Below are 17,202 nucleotides of genomic sequence, written 5' to 3'. Positions count from 1 at the left end.
TGCCAGGGCGTATGGCCCGTTGCAATTAGAAGTTTTCAGGAGTCTTGGCTTTTTCGCGGGCGCTTTCCTTGCTGATCAGGCCCTTGCTCAGCAGTCCCTTGAGGCAGGAGTCGAGCGTCTGCATGCCCAGCGCGCCGCCAGTCTGGATCGCCGAGTACATCTGCGCGACCTTGTCCTCGCGGATCAGGTTACGAATGGCCGGGGTCCCGATCATGATCTCATGGGCCGCCACGCGGCCGCCGCCGACCTTTTTCACCAGGGTCTGGGAAATCACCGCCTGCAGGGATTCGGACAGCATCGAGCGGACCATGGATTTTTCCGTCGCCGGGAAGACGTCGACCACCCGGTCGATGGTCTTGGCCGCGGAAGTGGTATGCAGGGTGCCGAACACCAGGTGACCGGTTTCCGCGGCAGTCAGCGCCAAGCGGATGGTTTCGAGATCACGCATCTCACCGACGAGGATGATGTCAGGGTCTTCCCGCAGGGCTGAACGCAGGGCCTCGGCAAAGCCCAGGGTGTCGCGGTGCACCTCGCGCTGGTTGACCAGGCACTTCTTCGACTCGTGGACGAATTCGATCGGATCCTCGATGGTGAGGATGTGGTGGTACTTGTTGCTGTTGATGTAGTCGAGCATCGCCGCCAGCGTGGTGGACTTGCCCGAGCCGGTAGGTCCGGTCATCAGCACCAGCCCGCGAGGCACGTCGGAAACCTTGCGAAACACCTCGCCCATGCCCAGGTCGTCCATGCTCAGGACCCTGGAGGGAATGGTCCGGAACACCGCGCCTGCGCCACGGTTATGGTTGAACGCGTTGACCCGGAAGCGAGCCACGCCCGGTATTTCAAAGGAGAAGTCGGTCTCCAGAAACTCCTCGAAGCCCTTGCGCTGCTTGTCATTCATGATGTCGTAGATCAACGCGTGCACCTGCTTGTGCTCCAGCGGCGGCAGGTTGATCCGACGCACGTCGCCGTCGACCCGAATCATGGGCGGTAGCCCGGCAGAGAGGTGCAGATCCGACGCACCCTGCTTGGCGCTGAAGGCCAGCAGCTCAGTGATATCCATGGGACTCCCCAATTACAAGCAAGCAGGTAGAATGCCGCGCAGACCTTGGCGGCAGGGCGGGATTAATGTCCACGATAGTGATGAATTTTGCAAAGGTCGTCACACGGATCCGTGAGGCGGAGCAAGCTGAGGCACGGCAAAGCGGATCAACGGCCTTGCTGGCGGTCAGCAAGACCCAGCCCGCCGCGGCGATTCGCGCGGCGCATGCGGCCGGGCAGCTGGACTTCGGCGAGAACTACCTGCAGGAGGCCCTGGACAAACAGGTCGAACTGCGCGACCTGCCGCTGACCTGGCACTTCATCGGCCCTCTGCAATCGAACAAGACCCGCGCCGTCGCCGAGCATTTTGCCTGGGTCCATTCGCTGGATCGGCTGAAGATCGCCGAACGCCTGTCCGCCCAGCGCCCGGCGGACCTGCCGCCGTTGAATGTCTGCCTGCAGGTCAACCTCAGTGACGAACACAGCAAGTCAGGCTGCCGAACCGACGAGACGGCCGCCCTGGCCCGCCAGATCGCGGCACTGCCGCGGCTGAAGCTGCGCGGCCTGATGGCCATCCCGGCACCGAGCGAGGATCCGCTCGAGCAGCGCGCCGCCTTCGCCCGCCTGCGCCAGCTGAAGGAATCGCTGCCCCCCGAACTGTCGCTGGATACGCTGTCGATGGGCATGAGCCAGGACCTCGAAGCGGCCATCGCCGAAGGCGCCACCTGGGTTCGTGTCGGTACCGCCCTGTTCGGCGCCCGTGAGTACGGGCAACCCTCCCCAACCAAGGAATCTCCATGAGCCAACCCCGCATCACCTTTATCGGCGCCGGCAACATGGCCGCCAGCCTGATCGGTGGCCTGCGCGCCCAGGGCGTGCCCGCCGAGCGCATCCAGGCCAGCGACCCCGGCGCCGAGTGCCGCGAACGGATCGCCGCCGAGCACGGTATCGCCACCTTCGAGAGCAACCACGAGGCCGTGAGCGGTGCCGACATCGTGGTGCTTTCGGTCAAGCCCCAGGTCATGAAAGCGGTTTGCCAGGACCTCGCCGGCTCGCTGCCCGAGCAGGCCCTGATCGTATCCATCGCTGCCGGCATCAGCTGCGCCAGCCTTGAAAACTGGCTGGGCCCGCGCGCCCTTGTACGCTGCATGCCCAATACCCCATCGCTCGTGCGCCAGGGCGTCAGCGGGCTGTATGCCAACCCCCAGGTCAGCACAGAGCAGCGCCAGCAGACCGAGCAACTACTATCTGCCGTGGGCCTGGCCCTGTGGCTGGACGAGGAAGTCCTGATCGACGCAGTCACTGCAGTTTCCGGCAGCGGCCCGGCCTACTTTTTCCTCATGATGCAAGCCATGACCAGTGCCGGCGAGGCCCTGGGCCTGCCCCGCGAAACCGCCGCCCTACTGGCCGCGCATACCGCCCTTGGCGCCGGACGCATGGCCTGCGAAAGCGGCGTGGCGCCCGACGAGTTGCGTCGTCGCGTCACCTCGCCGAACGGAACGACCGAAGCGGCGATCAAAGCTTTTCAGGCCGGAGGCTTCGAACCCCTGGTGGAACAAGCCGTGCGAGCCGCCGCGCAGCGCTCGGCCGAGCTGGCCCAGCAGTTGGGTCAATAAAAGGAGAGATAGATGAATGGTTTGAACAGTGCCGGCATTCTCATCGTACAGACGCTTGGTAGCCTGTACCTGATCATCGTGCTGCTGCGCTTCATCCTGCAGCTGGTGCGTGCCGACTTCTACAATCCGCTGAGTCAGTTCATCGTGCGCGCGACGCACCCGCTGCTGCGGCCCCTGCGGCGGATCATCCCGAGCGTGGGCGGCCTGGATCTGGCGACCCTGGTACTCGCGCTGCTGGTTCAGATGGTGCTCATGGGTGCCCTGCTGATGCTGGCCTACGGCACCATTGGCAATCCACTGCAGCTGCTGGTCTGGTCTCTGATCGGTATCACCGGCACCTTCCTCAAGATCTTCTTCTTCGCCCTGATCATCAGCGTGATTCTCTCCTGGGTAGCCCAGGGCAGTCACAACCCAGGGGCGCTGCTGGTACATCAGATCTGCGAGCCGGTACTGGTGCCTTTCCGGCGCTTCCTGCCGAGCCTGGGCGGGCTCGACCTGTCGCCGATCTTCGCTTTCCTCGCCCTGCGCCTGCTGGACATGCTGGTGGTGAACAACCTGGCGGTGATGGCCAACATGCCGCCGCTGCTGCAACGGCTGATCTAGACCCCGGGCTTTCCCCGGCCCACAGGGCGGGGAAAGCGATTTCCGGGTGAATTGCGCCGCGCCAGACAGTAGACTCTGCCGCCTTCCCATTGCCTCGAGCAGGATCGATGCCCACTGCATTTGCCGCCGATTCGGTCGGTCTGGTGAGCCCGCAAACCGCCTCCTTCGACGAACCCCTCGCGCTGGCCTGCGGTCGCCTGCTCGGCAGCTACGAGCTGATCTACGAAACCTACGGCCAACTCAATGCCAGCCGCAGCAATGCCGTGCTGATCTGCCACGCTCTGTCCGGCCACCATCACGCCGCCGGCTACCACAGCCCTCAAGACCGCAAACCCGGCTGGTGGGACAGTTGCATCGGGCCTGGCAAGCCGATCGACACGAACCGCTTTTTCGTCGTCGCGCTGAACAATCTGGGCGGCTGCAACGGCTCGACCGGCCCGAGCAGCCTCAATCCAGCGACCGGCAAACCCTACGGCGCCGACTTTCCCATGGTCACCGTGGAGGATTGGGTGCACAGCCAGGCCCGGCTCGCCGATCGCCTGGGTATCAGCCAGTGGGCTGCAGTGGTGGGGGGCAGCCTCGGCGGCATGCAGGCGCTGCAGTGGACCATCAGCTATCCCGAGCGGGTTCGCCACTGCCTGGCCATTGCTACCGCGCCGCGGCTATCGGCACAGAACATCGCCTTCAACGAGGTGGCGCGCCAGGCGATCCTGTCGGACCCCGAGTTTCATGGCGGGCACTTCCAGGAGAGGGGAGTGATTCCGCGCCGCGGGTTGATGCTGGCGCGCATGGTGGGACACATCACCTACCTGTCCGATGACGCCATGGGCAGCAAGTTCGGTCGCGACCTGAAGAACGACAAGCTCAACTACGACTTCACCAATGTCGAGTTCCAGGTGGAAAGCTACCTGCGTTATCAGGGCGAAGAGTTTTCCGCACGTTTCGACGCCAACACCTACCTGCTTATGACCAAGGCGCTGGACTATTTCGACCCGGCACAGGCCCACGACGGCGACCTGGCAGCGACTCTGGCCCCCGCCCAGGCGGATTTCCTGCTGCTGTCCTTCACCACCGACTGGCGATTCTCGCCGGCTCGCTCGCGGGAAATCGTCGATGCCCTGGTCGCAGCGGGCAAGAACGTCAGCTACCTTGAAATTGAGGCGGCCCACGGTCACGACGCCTTCCTGTTGCCGATTCCTCGCTACCTGCAGGCGTTCACCCGCTACATGAACCGCATTGTCGTATAGGAATCTGCCATGCGCGCCGATCTAGACATCATTCAGGACTGGATTCCGGCCGGCAGCCGCGTTCTCGACCTCGGCTGCGGCAACGGCGAGCTGCTGGCCTGGCTGCACGACCACAAGGAGGTCAAGGGTTACGGCCTGGAGATCGATTCGGACAACATCGCCCGCTGCATCGAGCGAGGGGTCAATGTGATCGAGCAGGATCTCGACAAGGGCCTCGGCAACTTCGCCAGTGACAGTTTCGACGTCGTGGTGATGAGCCAAGCCCTGCAGGCGGTACATTTTCCCGACCAGCTCCTGCGCGAGATGCTCAGGGTCGGCCGTGAGTGCGTCATCACCTTTCCCAATTTCGGCCACTGGCGCTGCCGCTCTCACCTCACCGTCAAGGGCCGGATGCCGGTCTCGGATTTCCTGCCCTATACCTGGTACAACACGCCGAACATCCATTTCTGCACGTTCAGGGACTTCGAGAACCTGTGCCGCTCATTGAGCATCGAGGTCAAGGATCGACTGGCGGTGGACCGCAAGCATCGTCACGGGTGGGCCAGCAGACTCTGGCCCAACCTGCTTGGCGAGATCGGCATCTACCGTATCGCGGGGGCCATCGCGGTTCGCCCCTGAAACGACAACAACCGGAGGATTTCCTCATGAAAAGCGCTCTTATCGCTCTGTTCGCCCTGTTCATGGCGCTGCCCGCCTTCGCCGAACGCAAACAGACCTTTGGTGACTACGACATCCACTACATCGCCTTCCATTCGAGCTTTCTGACACCCGAGATCGCGTCGGCCGCAGGACTGGTCCGCAGCCGCACCCAGGGCGTGCTCAACGTTGCGGTGCAGGAAAGCGGCAAACCCGTTACCGCCCAGGTAAGCGGCACCATGACCAACCTGCTCGGCCAGCAGCGCAACCTCAACTTCCGCCAGGTCCGTGAAGACGAGGCGGTCTACTACCTGACCCAGTTCCCCATCGACACCCAGGAACTGCTGCGCTTTCAGCTCAACGTCCACCCTTCCGGTGGCCGTCCGATCAACATTCAGTTCGAACAGGAAGTCTTCCCCGAGTGAGTCGCCCCATCAGCGAACTGGTTCTGGCCAGTCATAACAAGGGCAAGCTGCGTGAACTGCAGGCCATGCTCGGCTCCGCCATCCGCGTCCGACCGGTCAGCGAGTTCAGTGACATCGAGCCGGAAGAGACCGGCCTGAGCTTTGTCGAGAACGCCATCCTCAAGGCCCGCCATGCGGCCAGGGTATCCGGACTGCCGGCCCTGGCCGATGACTCGGGCCTGGCGGTGGACGCCCTCGGCGGCGCGCCCGGTATCTACTCGGCACGTTATGCCGATGGCGGGGGCGATGCGGCAAACAACGCCAAGCTGCTCGACGCGCTCCGCGAGGTGCCCGACGCCGAGCGCGGCGCCCAGTTCGTCTGCGCCCTGGCCCTGCTGCTGCACCCCGAAGACCCGCTGCCGATCCTCTGTGAAGGGCTCTGGCACGGCAGCATCCTCCATGCGCCGCGCGGTGAGCAGGGTTTCGGCTATGACCCGCTGTTTCTGGTAGCAGAACTGGGCTGTTCCAGCGCCGAACTGCCGGCCGCGGAAAAGAACCGGATCAGTCATCGAGCGCGGGCGATGGAGCAGTTGAAGGCGCGGCTGGGAATCGCGTGAAAACAGCCGCAAGCCACAAGCCACAAACCACAAGTAAAAGCAGCGAGAACCGCTCGAGGCCTGAGGCTTGTAGCTTGCTGCTCCCTCCGCTGGCGGCCTACGTGCACATCCCCTGGTGCGTGCGCAAGTGCCCGTACTGCGACTTCAACTCCCACGCCGCCGGCCCGTCGCTGCCCGAAGAGGAGTACGTCGCCGCCGTTCTCGCTGACCTGGGCGAAGAGCTGGAAGCTGCACAGGATCGCAAGCTCGTCTCGATCTTCTTTGGTGGCGGCACCCCCAGTCTATTTTCTCCGCGGGCGCTGGGGCAGATATTGGACGGGCTTGAGCGCCGGATCGGCTTCGTCGATGACATCGAAATCACCCTGGAGGCCAACCCCGGCACCTTCGAGCAGGCCAAGTTTCGCGACTACCGGGCGCTAGGCATCAATCGGCTGTCGATCGGCGTGCAGAGCTTCCAGGCCGACAAGCTCAAGGCACTGGGGCGCATTCATGACGGCGAGGAAGCCATCCGCGCCGCCGACATGGCCCGCGCCGCCGGCTTCCACAACTTCAACCTCGACCTCATGCACGGTTTGCCCGACCAGTCGCTGGACGATGCGCTAGGCGACCTGGCCATCGCCATCGCCCAGGAGCCGACGCATCTGTCGTGGTACCAACTGACGCTCGAGCCCAACACCCTGTTCTGGAGCCAGCCGCCGGTGCTCCCCGAAGACGACATCCTGTGGGACATTCAGGAGGCCGGCCAGGCCCTGCTCGCCGGGCACGGCTATGCCCAGTACGAAACCTCGGCCTATGCCCAGCCCGGCCGGCAGGCGCGGCACAACCGGAATTACTGGACCTTCGGCGATTTCCTCGGACTCGGCGCCGGTGCCCACGGCAAGCTGACCGGTGTCGATGGGCTGATTCGCCGTCGCTGGAAGACCCGCCTGCCGAAGGACTACCTTGACCCAACCAAGGCCTTCTGTGCCGGAGGCAAGGTGCTGGAGGCGCACGAGCTGCCATTCGAGTTTCTGATGAACGCGTTGCGCCTCACCGAAGGCGTGGCGGCCACGCTGTTCATCGAACGTACCGGCTTGCCGCTGGAGGCGCTGGCGGAGGGCCGGCAGCGGGCCGAACGCCAGGGATTGCTCGAGCCCGACCCGCAGCGTCTGGCCGCCACGCCACGCGGACAGCTTTTTCTCAACGACCTGTTACAACACTTCTTGTCCTAAGGACCCGGCATGGATCTGCTGCTTGAACTCATCGTTTCCCTGTCGCGCTGGAGCCGCGGCCACCTCTACGACATCTCCCTGGCCATCATGGCTTCGCTGCTGGTGATCTTCGGTCCCGCCATCAATCAATGGGTGCAGCGGCAGGTCGGAGGCTTCAACTTCGTGTTCCGCACCCTGGTATTCATCCTGCTGTGCGCGGCAGGTTACGGCCTGGCGATGATCTACCTGACCCCCTGGCTGATGCGCGGGCTCGGCCAGTTCAACAACTACACCCTGTCGCCGGTGCTGCTGCTGGTCTTCATCGTCATCGGCGTGCTCGCGGACCGGCGCTGAGCGCCTCGCCGTTGCCGCCGGACGCCGGCTGCACCATGATCGCCGGACAATGGAACAAGAGGCCCGACCATGGCAGGTGTACCCGACCTTTCTCCGCTGCTGCGCCTGCTCGTCGAGCAGGGCGGCTCCGACCTGTTCCTGAGCGTGGGAGCGCCGCCCTTCATCAGGCGCGAGGGAGCATCCCGGCCGGTAGACATGCCTCCCTTGCCGCCCGAGGCAGTGCGCCAGTTGGTCTACCCCTTGCTCAGCGAGGCTCAACGCGCCGAATTCGAGCGCGAGCTCGAGCTCAACCTGGCGATCAGTCTTGCTGGCATCGGCCGCTTTCGCTTCAACCTCTACTACCAGCGGGGCGAGGTCACGCTGGTCGCCCGGCACGTCAAGGACCGGATCCCCAGCGCTGCCGAACTCGGCTTGCCCCAGACGCTGGAAAAGCTCGCCCTGCGCGATCGCGGGCTGATCCTCGTGGTCGGCGCGGCGGGCTCGGGCAAGTCCACCACCCTCGCCTCAATGATCGATCACCGCAACCGTCACAAGTACGGTCACATCCTCTGTATCGAGGACCCCATCGAGTTCATGCATACGCACCAGCGCTGTATCGTCGATCAGCGCGAGGTGGGTCTCGACACCCACAGCTTCGAGGCAGCCCTGCGCAACGTCCTGCGTGAAACACCGGACGTCATCATGCTGGGCGAGGTGCGTGACCAGCAGACCATGCAGCAGGCGCTGCATTACGCCGAGACCGGCCATCTGTGCCTGGCCACGCTGCACGCCACCGGTTCGCTGCAGGCCATCGAACGGGTGGTGCATTTCTTTCCCGAGCATGCGCGCGGCCAGATGCTCGCGGACCTCGCGCAGAACCTGCTTGCCATCGTTGCCCAGCGGCTGGTGCCTGGGCGCCAGAAGGGGCGAGTGGCCGCGGTGGAGCTGCTGCTGAGCACCCCTTACCTGCGTGACCTGATCAAGCGCGACAGGCTGCACGAGTTGCGCGAGGCGATCGCCAATGCGCCGGAGCCCGGCCTGCAGACATTCGACCAGCATCTGTTCCGCCTGCTCGAAGCCGAACGCATCAGTCCGGAACAGGCCCTGCGTCATGCCGACTCACGCACCGATCTGGGCCTGCGCATGCAGCTGGAGCTGGGCATCCTTGCCAGGACAGAGCCCTAGCCAGACCGCTATTGCTCTCGCTGGCGCGCCCGCCACTCGGCCAGCGCCTGCTCGTAGCGGGCACGGGCTTCGTAGTAGTCGGTCCAGATGCAGGCGTCACCGCATTCACTTTCACAGCATTCGCCGTCCGCGGGCGGCGAGGGAGGCGACGGAGGCTCGGCCCTCGGGTCGTCGCAAAGCGTCTTCATCTCATCTCCACTGGTTCGCCAGTCGGCACGGCACGCCGGCGCCGCTGCAGCCAGACCACCAGGCACAGCAGCAAGAAGCCCGGGATCCACATCAGTTCCTTGGTCCAGCGGTCGGTGGGGGCGCGCACCGCCAGGATCTCTTGATCGAAGGCGAGCCCGGCCTGCTCGGCAGGGCTGCCGAAGGCAACGTTGTCGATCAGCTGCCGACCGTCCTCTTCATAGAGCTGGATACCCAGCCGTTCCAGGCGTTCCTCGCCGGTCTCGCCCTGCGGTATCGGCAGCAGCAGGGTGAACTCCCGCGGGTCGCCCACCTCGTTCTCGCCAAGCACCCTGAGCCGCAGCTGGCTGTCGGCATCCACTGCAGCCAGGGCCTGGGCCAGTTCGGTGGGCGGGATGTCCCGGTAGGGATCGTGCAGCATGTCCATCCAGAATCCCGGACGGAACAGGGTAAAGGCGACAAGCAACAGCACCAGGCTCTCATACCAGCGGCTACGCACCAGGAAGTATCCCTGGGTGGCCGCCGTGAAGATCAGCAAGGCCAGGGTCGCGACCACGAAGATCAACACGCCATGCCAGAAATCCACCTCGATCAGCAGAAGATCGGTGTTGAAGATGAACAGGAATGGCAGTACCGCGGTACGCAGGCTGTAGTAGAAGGCGGCAAAGCCAGTACGGATGGGGTCGCCCTTGGAGACCGCCGCCGCAGCGAAGGAGGCCAAACCCACCGGCGGCGTCACATCGGCCATGATGCCGAAGTAGAAGACGAACAGGTGCACCGCGATCAGCGGGACGATCAGTCCGTTCTGCTGCCCGAGGGCCACCACCACCGGCGCCAGCAGGCTGGACACCACGATGTAGTTGGCGGTGGTTGGCAGGCCCATGCCCAGGATCAGGCTGAGCAGCGCGGTCAGGATCAGCATCAGCAGCAGGTTGCCCATCGACAGCAGCTCGACCAGATCGGCGAGCACCAGCCCTACCCCCGTCTGCGATACCGCGCCGACGATGATCCCCGCCGCGGCGGTGGCGATGCCGATACCGATCATGTTGCGCGCGCCGGCGATCAGCCCTTCGCGCAGATCGACCAGGCCGTCGACCACCCCACCGTGGGTCTTGCCGCCATCGCCACGCAACAGGCTGAGCAGCGGGCGCTGGGTGACGAGAATGAACACCAGCATTACCGTGCCATAGAAGGCTGAAAGACCAGGGGACAGCCGCTCGACCATCAGGCACCAGACCAGCACCACCACCGGCAGCAGGAAGTGAAGGCCCGACAGGAGTACCGGCCGCGCCTGGGGCAAGTCGTCCAGGGGTTTATCGGGATCCTCCGCCGGCAGCGGCGGGTTACTGGCGGCCACCTTCAGCAAGACCAGATAGGTCAGCGCCAGCAGCCCGCCGATGACCCAGATCGCTGCGCTGCCAAGGGCGGGCTTGAGCCAACCCAGGCCATAGTAGACCGCCAGCGACAAACCGCAGATCAGCGCCGCGCCAAAGGCAAAGCCGGCCAGGCGGGTCAGCCACGGCTTGGGCACGCGCTGTCCGATCGGCTGCAGGCCCAGCTTGAGGGACTCCAGATGGACAATGTAGAGCAGCGCGATATAGGAAATCGCCGCGGGCAGGAAGGCGTGCTTGATGATCTCCACATAGGGCAGCCCGACGTACTCGACCATGAGAAAGGCGGCGGCTCCCATCACTGGCGGCATGATCTGTCCGTTAACCGACGAGGCGACCTCCACCGCCCCGGCCTTTTCCTTGCTGAAGCCTGTTCGTTTCATCATCGGGATGGTGAAGGTGCCGGTGGTCACCACGTTGGCGATCGAGGATCCGGAGATCAGTCCGGTCATCCCCGACGCCACGACCGCCGCCTTGGCCGGGCCCCCGCGATAATGCCCGAGCAGGCTGAATGCCAGCTGGATGAAATAGTGGCCTGCGCCGGCTCGCTCGAGCAGCGCACCAAAGAGCACGAACAGGAAGACAAAACTTGTGGACACGCCCAGGGCAATACCGAACACACCTTCGGTGGTGATCCACTGATGGTTGGCCAGGGCGTTCAGGCTGACCCCACGATGGGCCAGTATGCCAGGCATGTAGGGGCCTGCCAGGCTGTAGAGCAGGAAGACCAGTGCGATGATCGCCAGCGGCGGGCCAAGCGCCCGGCGCGTGGCCTCCAGCAGCAGGGGAATGCCGACGCAGGCGGTGACCAGATCAGAGGTGGTCAGGCTGCCGGGACGCTGGGCGAGCTGCTGGTAGAAGATGAACAGGTAGGCCGCAGTGGCCGCCGCCACCAGCCCGAGCGCGATATCCGTCAGTGGCACCCGGTTGCGAGGCGAGCGACGAAACGCGGGATAGACCAGAAAGGCGAGAAACAGGGCAAAGGCCAGGTGAATCGAGCGGGTTTCGGTATCGTTCAGCACCCCGAAACGAAAGATGAACGGCAGCGGCGAGGCGATCCACAACTGGAACAGTGACCAGGCCAGCGCCACCATGGCGATCACCTGGGCCATCGCACCTTCTGGAAGGCGCGCGCCCACATCCTTGGCGATGAGTTCCTCAGTGGAGAGGTGCTTGTCTGTCATGCGAATCTACCCGACGGCATTTGAACACGGCAAAGCTCGCACTGCGCCGGTCGCGGCGGGCGAGCTTTTCGTGGCAGAGGAAAAAGCAGGGGCCGCCCCGCTGGAGGCGGCCACCGGCTGACTCAGAGCCAGCCGCGTTCCTTGTAATAGCGCTCGGCACCTTCGTGCAGCGGGGCGGTGAGCCCCACCTGGATCATGTCTTCAGGCTCGAGCTCGGCAAACGCCGGGTGCAGCCGCTTGAAGCGGTCAATGTTCTCGAACACGGCCTTGACCAGCTGATAGACGGTTTCGGCGTCGACCGCTTCGGTGGTCGAAAGCACCGCCTTGCCACCGATCGACGGGGTAGGCTGGTCATTGCCGCGGTACAGCCCGCCGGGAATTTCCGCCTGGGTGTAGTAGGTCTTGTCTTCGAGCAGCTTGTCGATGTCCGGACCGGTGACCGGCACCAGCACGGCGTCGACCGTGGTGCTCGCTTCCTGCAGGGCGCCGTTCGGGTGGCCGACAAAGTAGGTCATCGCGTCGATGTTGTTGTCGCTGAGGGCGCTGGCCTGCTCGGCCGGACGCAACTCGGCAGCCAGGGCGAACGCTGAGCGGTCCCAGCCCTTGACGCGCATGATCTCTTCCAGCGTGTCGCGCTGACCGGAGCCCGGATTACCGATGTTGACGCGCTTGCCACGCAAGTCATCGAAGGAGCGGATATTGGCGTCGCGCCGGGCGAGAATGGTGAACACCTCGCTCTGCAACGAGAACACCGCGCGCAGATTGTCCATCGCACCCGCCGCGGCGAAAGGCTCGACCCCCTCCTTGGCTTTGTACTGATGGTCGGACTGCATGATGCCGAAGGTGAATTCGCCGCTACGCAGCCCGTTCACGTTGGCGACGCCGCCACCGCTGGCCGGTGCGTTGCACTTGAGGTTTTCGGCATTACGGTTGACGAACCGGCAGATCGACTGGCCCGCCACGTAGTACACACCGGTCTGCCCGCCGGTACCTATGGTCACGAAACGTTCCTGGGCCTGCGCTGCGCCGCCCATTACCGCACCCGCCAGAGTGGCGGAAAGAATCCATGCCAGGGATTTGGCTTTCATCGAGGGGTGACTCCTTCTGTTCAAAAAGCGATTCCTCCGCGCGCCCGACGCACCACGGAGCGGCGTTTCCCAAGACGAAAACTCCGCGGTTAGCGCCGAGTTTTCACTGTTGAACTGCGCGTTAGCATAGACCCATTTCTCATTTTGTAAGCAGAAACGGCGCTTGGAAGCCTGCGATTGGTCAGCGCTTTTGAGCTCAGGTCCGAAAGGCATGCATGTTGCTTTCATCTCTTCATCCCATGCTGACAAGATCATGCACTTCCGGCTCTCATCCATCATAGCTTTTGTCTTACAAATGTTCGCTTTCCGACAACCACGGCACCAGCTGTGAATCACGCCGCATAGTTGGACAGAGGAAACTACCGTTCAGTGGATAAAGATTAAAAAAGCGCTTTCACTGTACGGATAGCGAGGTTTAAATTAGACATAACATGTACATATAGAGCGACCTGTATAAGCCAAGGTGTTACCCGATCATGCGAGCAGGCTGGCATTCAGCTTGCTGTAATAGCCAAGCGCCAGCTCAATGCGCAGTCTCTTGACTGCCGAGCAGCAATGACCGACGGAGTGTGTCGGAAGGGGTTTCACATGAAAGGGCTTGCGCCTGAACTGGACGAGCTGATTGCACGGATCGGCCTGGATGACGATGACGTCAGGCTTCGCAGCCGCTTCCTGGATATGCAGCCGCAAGACCTGGAGCGGATGAATCAGGCGTCCGCCATGCTTGAGGACAGCCACAGGGATTTTATTGACCGCCTCTACCGGCACCTTGAGCACTTCGAGCCCATGGCGCGCATCCTGCGCGACCCGACCACGCTGCAGCGCCTCAAAACCCGTCAGCAAGAGTATTACCAACAGCTCTGGAGCGGTCCTTACGGCAATGACTACCTGCGCGACCGGTTGCACATCGGCTTGGTACACCAGCGCGTCGGCATCGGTCTGAAGTGGTATCTCGGCGCCTATCGCCTGTATCTGGATCACATGCTCGAACTGCTCGGCGGGGGCGAGTCGCTGGACACCTTCCGTAGCCTGCTCAAGGCCGTGTTCTTCGACATCAGCCTGGCCGCCGATACCTACACCGCCGCCCAGCATCGCGCCCTGGAGCAGAGCGAGGCACGCTTTGCCCGGGCACTGCGCGGTGCCAACGACGGCATCTGGGACTGGGATGTGGCGCACGACCGGCTCTATCTGTCGAGTCGCTGGACCGACATGCTCGGCTTCGACCACGACAGCTTCGGCGACAGCAGCGCCTGCTGGTTCAGCCGCGTCCACCAGGACGACCTGCCAGGCCTGCACCAAGCCATCCAGGCGCATCTGGCGGGCGAGAGCAGCTCGCTCCACTACGAGTACCGCATCCGCAAGCACAACGGTCAGTATCTCTGGGTACTCGTGCGCGGCGTGCTGGAACCGGGCAGCCAGCGCATGGCCGGCTCGCAGACGGACATCAGCCAGAACAAGGAAGTGGAGCAGCAACTGCGCCACGCCGCTCGTCACGACCCGCTCACTGGCCTGGCCAACAGGACGCGCCTGGAAGAACTGCTCGGCCAGAGCCTGCAACGCCAGCGCATGAACCATGCACGTCACAGCGCGGTGCTCTTTGTCGACCTGGACCGCTTCAAGCTGATCAACGACAGCCTCGGTCATGCCATCGGCGACGAGGTACTGGTCGAGGTCGCCCATCGGCTCAAGCGCTGCCTGCGCGTTGGCGACCACCTGATCCGCTTCGGCGGCGACGAGTTTGTCGCCCTGCTCAATGACCTGTCCTGCCTGGAGGACGCCGACCGGATCGCCCAGCGCATGCTCGACGCCCTCTACCAGCCACTGCACGTCCAGGAAAAGCCATTGATGGTGTCGGCGAGCATCGGCATCGCTCTGCTCGACGCCGACGCCCAATCCAACGTACTGCAGGCCGCCGACCTGGCGCTCTACCGCGCCAAGGCCTCCGGCAAGGCGCAGTTTGCCCGCTACAGCGACGAGCTGCGCAGCCATGCCGACCATCGACTGCGCCTCGAGAGCGCGCTGGGCCTGGCGCTGCGTAACGGGGAGTTCGAACTGCACTATCAGCCGATCTGCCACATCGACGGGGTGCCGCGGGTGGTCGGTGTGGAAGCCCTGTTGCGCTGGCACAGCGATTCCGGCCTGGTCCCTCCCACGGAGTTCATCCCCATTCTCGAAGAGTCGGGATTGATCGTACCGGTCGGAGAATGGGTCCTTCGCGAGAGTTGTCGACAGACCCGCGCCTGGCAGCTCACCGGCCACGAGCCCTTGTACTGCTCGGTCAATCTGTCCAGCCGGCAGCTGCACCAGCCGGAATTCGCCAGATGCCTGGCATCCATTCTCGAGGAAACCGGCCTGCCACCAACCTCGCTGATCCTGGAGATCACCGAGAGCCTGCTCATGCAGGACACCGCCGACACCCTCATGAGCCTGCGCGAGATCGCCGCTTTGGGCGTGCGCCTGGCCCTGGACGACTTCGGCACCGGCTATTGCTCGCTGGGCTATCTCACCCGATTTCCACTGCACATCCTCAAGGTGGATCGCAGCTTCATCGATGGCGCACCCAGCAATCCGGAGCTCGGCACCATCAGCCGGGCAATCATAGGCCTGGGTACCAACCTCGGCCTGCAGGTCATCGCCGAAGGCGTCGAAGACACGCCACATCTGGATTTTCTGCGCACGGAGGGCTGCTCCTACGCCCAGGGGTTCTGGTTCAGCCGACCGCGCCCGGCAAAGGAGCTGCAAGGGCTCCTGGACGGCAATGAGCGCCCTCACGGCGGCAACCTTAACGGGGAGACGCCCTGCAAGCTGGCTGCAGGCAACCACTAGTCTTACGGGAGCACCATGCGATGAGAAGCAAGCGTTCAGTCACCGGGCGCGCGGTCAGGGTCGCGGCCGACGCCAACATCCTCTCCACCACCGACCTGCAGGGCAACATTACCTATATCAATCGCGACTTCATCGAGATCAGCGGCTTCGAGGAACAGGAGCTGCTGGGTGCCAGCCACAATATCGTGCGTCATCCGGACATGCCGCCGGCGGCCTTTGCCGACATGTGGCGCGCGCTGCGTTCCGGCCGCTCGTGGATGGGCCTGGTGAAGAACCGCTGCAAGAACGGCGATCACTACTGGGTGAGCGCCTACGCCACGCCCGTGGTCCGCGACGGCCAGACGGTCGAGTACCAGTCGGTCAGGACCCAGGCCAGCCCGATGCTGACCGAACGTGCGGAAAAACTCTATGCCGAACTTCGCCAAGGCAAACAACCCCGAGGCATCAGGCGGGCTCGCCTGAGCCTGGCGCAGCGGCTCAGCCTCTGCTGTGCGCTGCCGCCGCTCGTCGGCGGCGCCCTGCTCGGGCTGAGCGGCGCCGTGCCGCTGCTCGCTGCCACTGTTGGCGGACTGGGACTTGCGGCTCTGCTGGCGGCGATCATCGGCCTCGCCCTGCGGCCGTTGCAGCAGCTCACACGCCAGGCGCTGAAGATCAGCGACAACCCGCTCTGCCAGTTCGCCTATACCGGCCGCAACGATGAGTTCGGCACCCTCTCCTTCGCCCTGCTCAGCCAGCAGGCCGAAGCCGGGGCCATGGTCGGGCGCATTGCCGACTCGGCCAGCCAGCTGAACCGCAGCGCCACCGAACTGGTGGCCGCGGTGGATAGCAGCGGCGAGGCCAACCTACGCCAGCAGAGCGAGACCGACATGGTCGCCAGTGCCATTGAACAGATGGCCGCCAGCGTCCAGGAGGTCGCGCGCCATGCTCAGCTCAGCGCGTCCGCAGCCAGCGAGGCCGACAGCGAAACCGACAGCGGCCTGCGCCTGGTGGAGGAAAACCGCCGAGCGATCGCCTCGCTGGCCGGTGAGGTGCAACGCAGCAATGAGGTGATTCACCAGCTCGACCAGCACAGCCAGGAGATCAACAGGGTGCTGGAAGTGATCCAGAGCATTGCCGAGCAGACCAACCTGCTGGCCCTCAACGCGGCAATCGAGGCGGCCCGGGCCGGCGAGGCCGGACGCGGCTTCGCCGTGGTGGCTGACGAAGTCCGTGGTCTCGCCTCGCGCACCCAGCAGTCCACCGCCGAGATCCACACCATCATCAGCAGCCTGCAGCAGGGCACCGGCAATGCGGTGATCGCCATGCAGCGCAGCCAGCAGCAGGCCGAGGCCAGCGTCGAGCAAGCGCTGAAGGCGGCCCGCGCGCTGGAGGGCATCAACCAGCGGGTCGGCCAGATCAGCGAGATGAACGTGCAGATCGCCACGGCGGTGGAAGAACAGAGCGCGGTGGGCGACGACATCCAGCGCAACCTCTGCGGAATTCGCCAGGCCACCGAGTGCAATGTCGCCGCCGGCAGCCAGAGCCGCGGCAGCGCCAGCGAGGTGGCGGTGATGGCCGAGCGCCTGCAATTGTTGGTCGATCAGTTCCGCGGCCTGGCCGCGGCGGAGACCATGGTTGCGTCTGCTGCGAAACCGGTCACCGAACCTAGGCTTTAGACC

General features: G+C 64.2%; 16 protein-coding genes. 12 read left to right on the top strand and 4 right to left on the bottom strand.

Translation table 11 applies throughout. The features are described from left to right. Positions 1 to 25: 25 nt before the first annotated feature. Positions 26 to 1,060, bottom strand: a complete 1,035-nt coding sequence (locus ACFOMF_RS10965) for a type IV pilus twitching motility protein PilT (RefSeq protein ID WP_386364704.1) — start codon at positions 1,058 to 1,060, stop codon at positions 26 to 28. A 65-nt stretch (positions 1,061 to 1,125) separates the two neighbouring features. On the opposite strand from ACFOMF_RS10965, the gene ACFOMF_RS10960 reads away from it, so the two are divergent. The 10 genes from ACFOMF_RS10960 to ACFOMF_RS10915 all read left to right on the top strand — a co-directional run bounded on the left by ACFOMF_RS10960 (position 1,126) and on the right by ACFOMF_RS10915 (position 8,869). Further along, positions 1,126 to 1,839 carry a YggS family pyridoxal phosphate-dependent enzyme gene (locus ACFOMF_RS10960; protein ID WP_386364702.1) on the top strand — a complete coding sequence of 238 codons (714 nt, stop codon included), beginning with the start codon at positions 1,126 to 1,128 and terminating at the stop codon, positions 1,837 to 1,839. Next, positions 1,836 to 2,654 carry a pyrroline-5-carboxylate reductase gene (gene proC / locus ACFOMF_RS10955; protein ID WP_386364700.1) on the top strand — a complete coding sequence of 273 codons (819 nt, stop codon included), beginning with the start codon at positions 1,836 to 1,838 and terminating at the stop codon, positions 2,652 to 2,654. Before ACFOMF_RS10960 ends, proC begins: the two co-directional genes overlap by 4 nt. 12 nt (positions 2,655 to 2,666) lie before the next feature. Further along, entirely contained in the window at positions 2,667 to 3,257 is a 591-nt protein-coding gene (locus ACFOMF_RS10950; protein ID WP_386364698.1) for a YggT family protein, read from the top strand. Positions 3,258 to 3,364: 107 nt separating this feature from the next. Then, positions 3,365 to 4,504 carry a homoserine O-succinyltransferase MetX gene (gene metX / locus ACFOMF_RS10945; RefSeq protein WP_386364696.1) on the top strand — a complete coding sequence of 380 codons (1,140 nt, stop codon included), beginning with the start codon at positions 3,365 to 3,367 and terminating at the stop codon, positions 4,502 to 4,504. 9 nt (positions 4,505 to 4,513) lie between these two features. Then, the gene (metW, locus tag ACFOMF_RS10940) at positions 4,514 to 5,122 is read left to right on the top strand and encodes a methionine biosynthesis protein MetW (RefSeq protein ID WP_386364695.1); all 609 of its coding nucleotides are present in this window, start codon (positions 4,514 to 4,516) and stop codon (positions 5,120 to 5,122) included. 26 nt (positions 5,123 to 5,148) lie between these two features. After that, positions 5,149 to 5,565, top strand: coding sequence for a DUF4426 domain-containing protein (locus tag ACFOMF_RS10935; protein WP_386364693.1), 417 nt, complete (start codon positions 5,149 to 5,151; stop codon positions 5,563 to 5,565). Beyond that, positions 5,562 to 6,161: an RdgB/HAM1 family non-canonical purine NTP pyrophosphatase gene (gene rdgB, locus ACFOMF_RS10930; RefSeq protein ID WP_386364691.1), complete on the top strand. Its 600-nt coding sequence runs from the start codon at positions 5,562 to 5,564 to the stop codon at positions 6,159 to 6,161. The genes ACFOMF_RS10935 and rdgB overlap by 4 nt, the downstream gene beginning before the upstream one ends. Before the next feature lie 74 nt (positions 6,162 to 6,235). Continuing rightward, on the top strand, positions 6,236 to 7,372 hold the full coding sequence (hemW, locus tag ACFOMF_RS10925; protein WP_386364689.1) for a radical SAM family heme chaperone HemW: 1,137 nt from the start codon (positions 6,236 to 6,238) through the stop codon (positions 7,370 to 7,372). A gap of 9 nt (positions 7,373 to 7,381) precedes the next feature. Continuing rightward, entirely contained in the window at positions 7,382 to 7,705 is a 324-nt protein-coding gene (locus ACFOMF_RS10920; protein ID WP_386364687.1) for a DUF3392 domain-containing protein, read from the top strand. Positions 7,706 to 7,774: 69 nt separating this feature from the next. Next, positions 7,775 to 8,869, top strand: coding sequence for a PilT/PilU family type 4a pilus ATPase (locus ACFOMF_RS10915; RefSeq protein WP_386364685.1), 1,095 nt, complete (start codon positions 7,775 to 7,777; stop codon positions 8,867 to 8,869). A gap of 8 nt (positions 8,870 to 8,877) precedes the next feature. On the opposite strand, the gene ACFOMF_RS10910 is transcribed toward ACFOMF_RS10915, so the two are convergent. The 3 genes from ACFOMF_RS10910 to ACFOMF_RS10900 form a co-directional block, all read right to left on the bottom strand. Next, on the bottom strand, positions 8,878 to 9,057 hold the full coding sequence (locus ACFOMF_RS10910; protein ID WP_386364683.1) for an oxidoreductase-like domain-containing protein: 180 nt from the start codon (positions 9,055 to 9,057) through the stop codon (positions 8,878 to 8,880). Continuing rightward, positions 9,054 to 11,630: a TRAP transporter permease gene (locus ACFOMF_RS10905; protein ID WP_386364682.1), complete on the bottom strand. Its 2,577-nt coding sequence runs from the start codon at positions 11,628 to 11,630 to the stop codon at positions 9,054 to 9,056. Before ACFOMF_RS10905 ends, ACFOMF_RS10910 begins: the two co-directional genes overlap by 4 nt. A 122-nt stretch (positions 11,631 to 11,752) precedes the next feature. Continuing rightward, positions 11,753 to 12,718: a TAXI family TRAP transporter solute-binding subunit gene (locus tag ACFOMF_RS10900; RefSeq protein ID WP_386364680.1), complete on the bottom strand. Its 966-nt coding sequence runs from the start codon at positions 12,716 to 12,718 to the stop codon at positions 11,753 to 11,755. Positions 12,719 to 13,306: 588 nt separating this feature from the next. Between ACFOMF_RS10900 and ACFOMF_RS10895 the strand changes: the two genes are divergently transcribed. Then, positions 13,307 to 15,544, top strand: a complete 2,238-nt coding sequence (locus tag ACFOMF_RS10895; RefSeq protein ID WP_386364678.1) for an EAL domain-containing protein — start codon at positions 13,307 to 13,309, stop codon at positions 15,542 to 15,544. A 20-nt stretch (positions 15,545 to 15,564) separates the two neighbouring features. Continuing rightward, positions 15,565 to 17,199 carry a methyl-accepting chemotaxis protein gene (locus ACFOMF_RS10890; RefSeq protein ID WP_386364676.1) on the top strand — a complete coding sequence of 545 codons (1,635 nt, stop codon included), beginning with the start codon at positions 15,565 to 15,567 and terminating at the stop codon, positions 17,197 to 17,199. Positions 17,200 to 17,202: the final 3 nt, after the last annotated feature.

It is taken from the genome of Stutzerimonas tarimensis (assembly GCF_042648805.1).
Lineage (GTDB): Bacteria > Pseudomonadota > Gammaproteobacteria > Pseudomonadales > Pseudomonadaceae > Azomonas > Azomonas tarimensis.
Note: the sequence above shows the minus strand (reverse complement) of the source record. Positions and strands in the feature narration are given on the sequence as shown.

Excerpts from the sequence above, each read along its gene's own strand:
- ACFOMF_RS10965 (WP_386364704.1), bottom strand. The coding sequence starts at position 1,060 with ATGGATATCACTGAGCTGCTGGCCTTCAGCGCCAAGCAGGGTGCGTCG.
- ACFOMF_RS10960 (WP_386364702.1), top strand. The coding sequence starts at position 1,126 with ATGTCCACGATAGTGATGAATTTTGCAAAGGTCGTCACACGGATCCGT.
- proC (WP_386364700.1), top strand. The coding sequence starts at position 1,836 with ATGAGCCAACCCCGCATCACCTTTATCGGCGCCGGCAACATGGCCGCC.
- ACFOMF_RS10950 (WP_386364698.1), top strand. The coding sequence starts at position 2,667 with ATGAATGGTTTGAACAGTGCCGGCATTCTCATCGTACAGACGCTTGGT.
- metX (WP_386364696.1), top strand. The coding sequence starts at position 3,365 with ATGCCCACTGCATTTGCCGCCGATTCGGTCGGTCTGGTGAGCCCGCAA.
- metW (WP_386364695.1), top strand. The coding sequence starts at position 4,514 with ATGCGCGCCGATCTAGACATCATTCAGGACTGGATTCCGGCCGGCAGC.
- ACFOMF_RS10935 (WP_386364693.1), top strand. The coding sequence starts at position 5,149 with ATGAAAAGCGCTCTTATCGCTCTGTTCGCCCTGTTCATGGCGCTGCCC.
- ACFOMF_RS10920 (WP_386364687.1), top strand. The coding sequence starts at position 7,382 with ATGGATCTGCTGCTTGAACTCATCGTTTCCCTGTCGCGCTGGAGCCGC.
- ACFOMF_RS10915 (WP_386364685.1), top strand. The coding sequence starts at position 7,775 with ATGGCAGGTGTACCCGACCTTTCTCCGCTGCTGCGCCTGCTCGTCGAG.
- ACFOMF_RS10910 (WP_386364683.1), bottom strand. The coding sequence starts at position 9,057 with ATGAAGACGCTTTGCGACGACCCGAGGGCCGAGCCTCCGTCGCCTCCC.
- ACFOMF_RS10905 (WP_386364682.1), bottom strand. The coding sequence starts at position 11,630 with ATGACAGACAAGCACCTCTCCACTGAGGAACTCATCGCCAAGGATGTG.
- ACFOMF_RS10900 (WP_386364680.1), bottom strand. The coding sequence starts at position 12,718 with ATGAAAGCCAAATCCCTGGCATGGATTCTTTCCGCCACTCTGGCGGGT.
- ACFOMF_RS10895 (WP_386364678.1), top strand. The coding sequence starts at position 13,307 with ATGAAAGGGCTTGCGCCTGAACTGGACGAGCTGATTGCACGGATCGGC.
- ACFOMF_RS10890 (WP_386364676.1), top strand. The coding sequence starts at position 15,565 with ATGAGAAGCAAGCGTTCAGTCACCGGGCGCGCGGTCAGGGTCGCGGCC.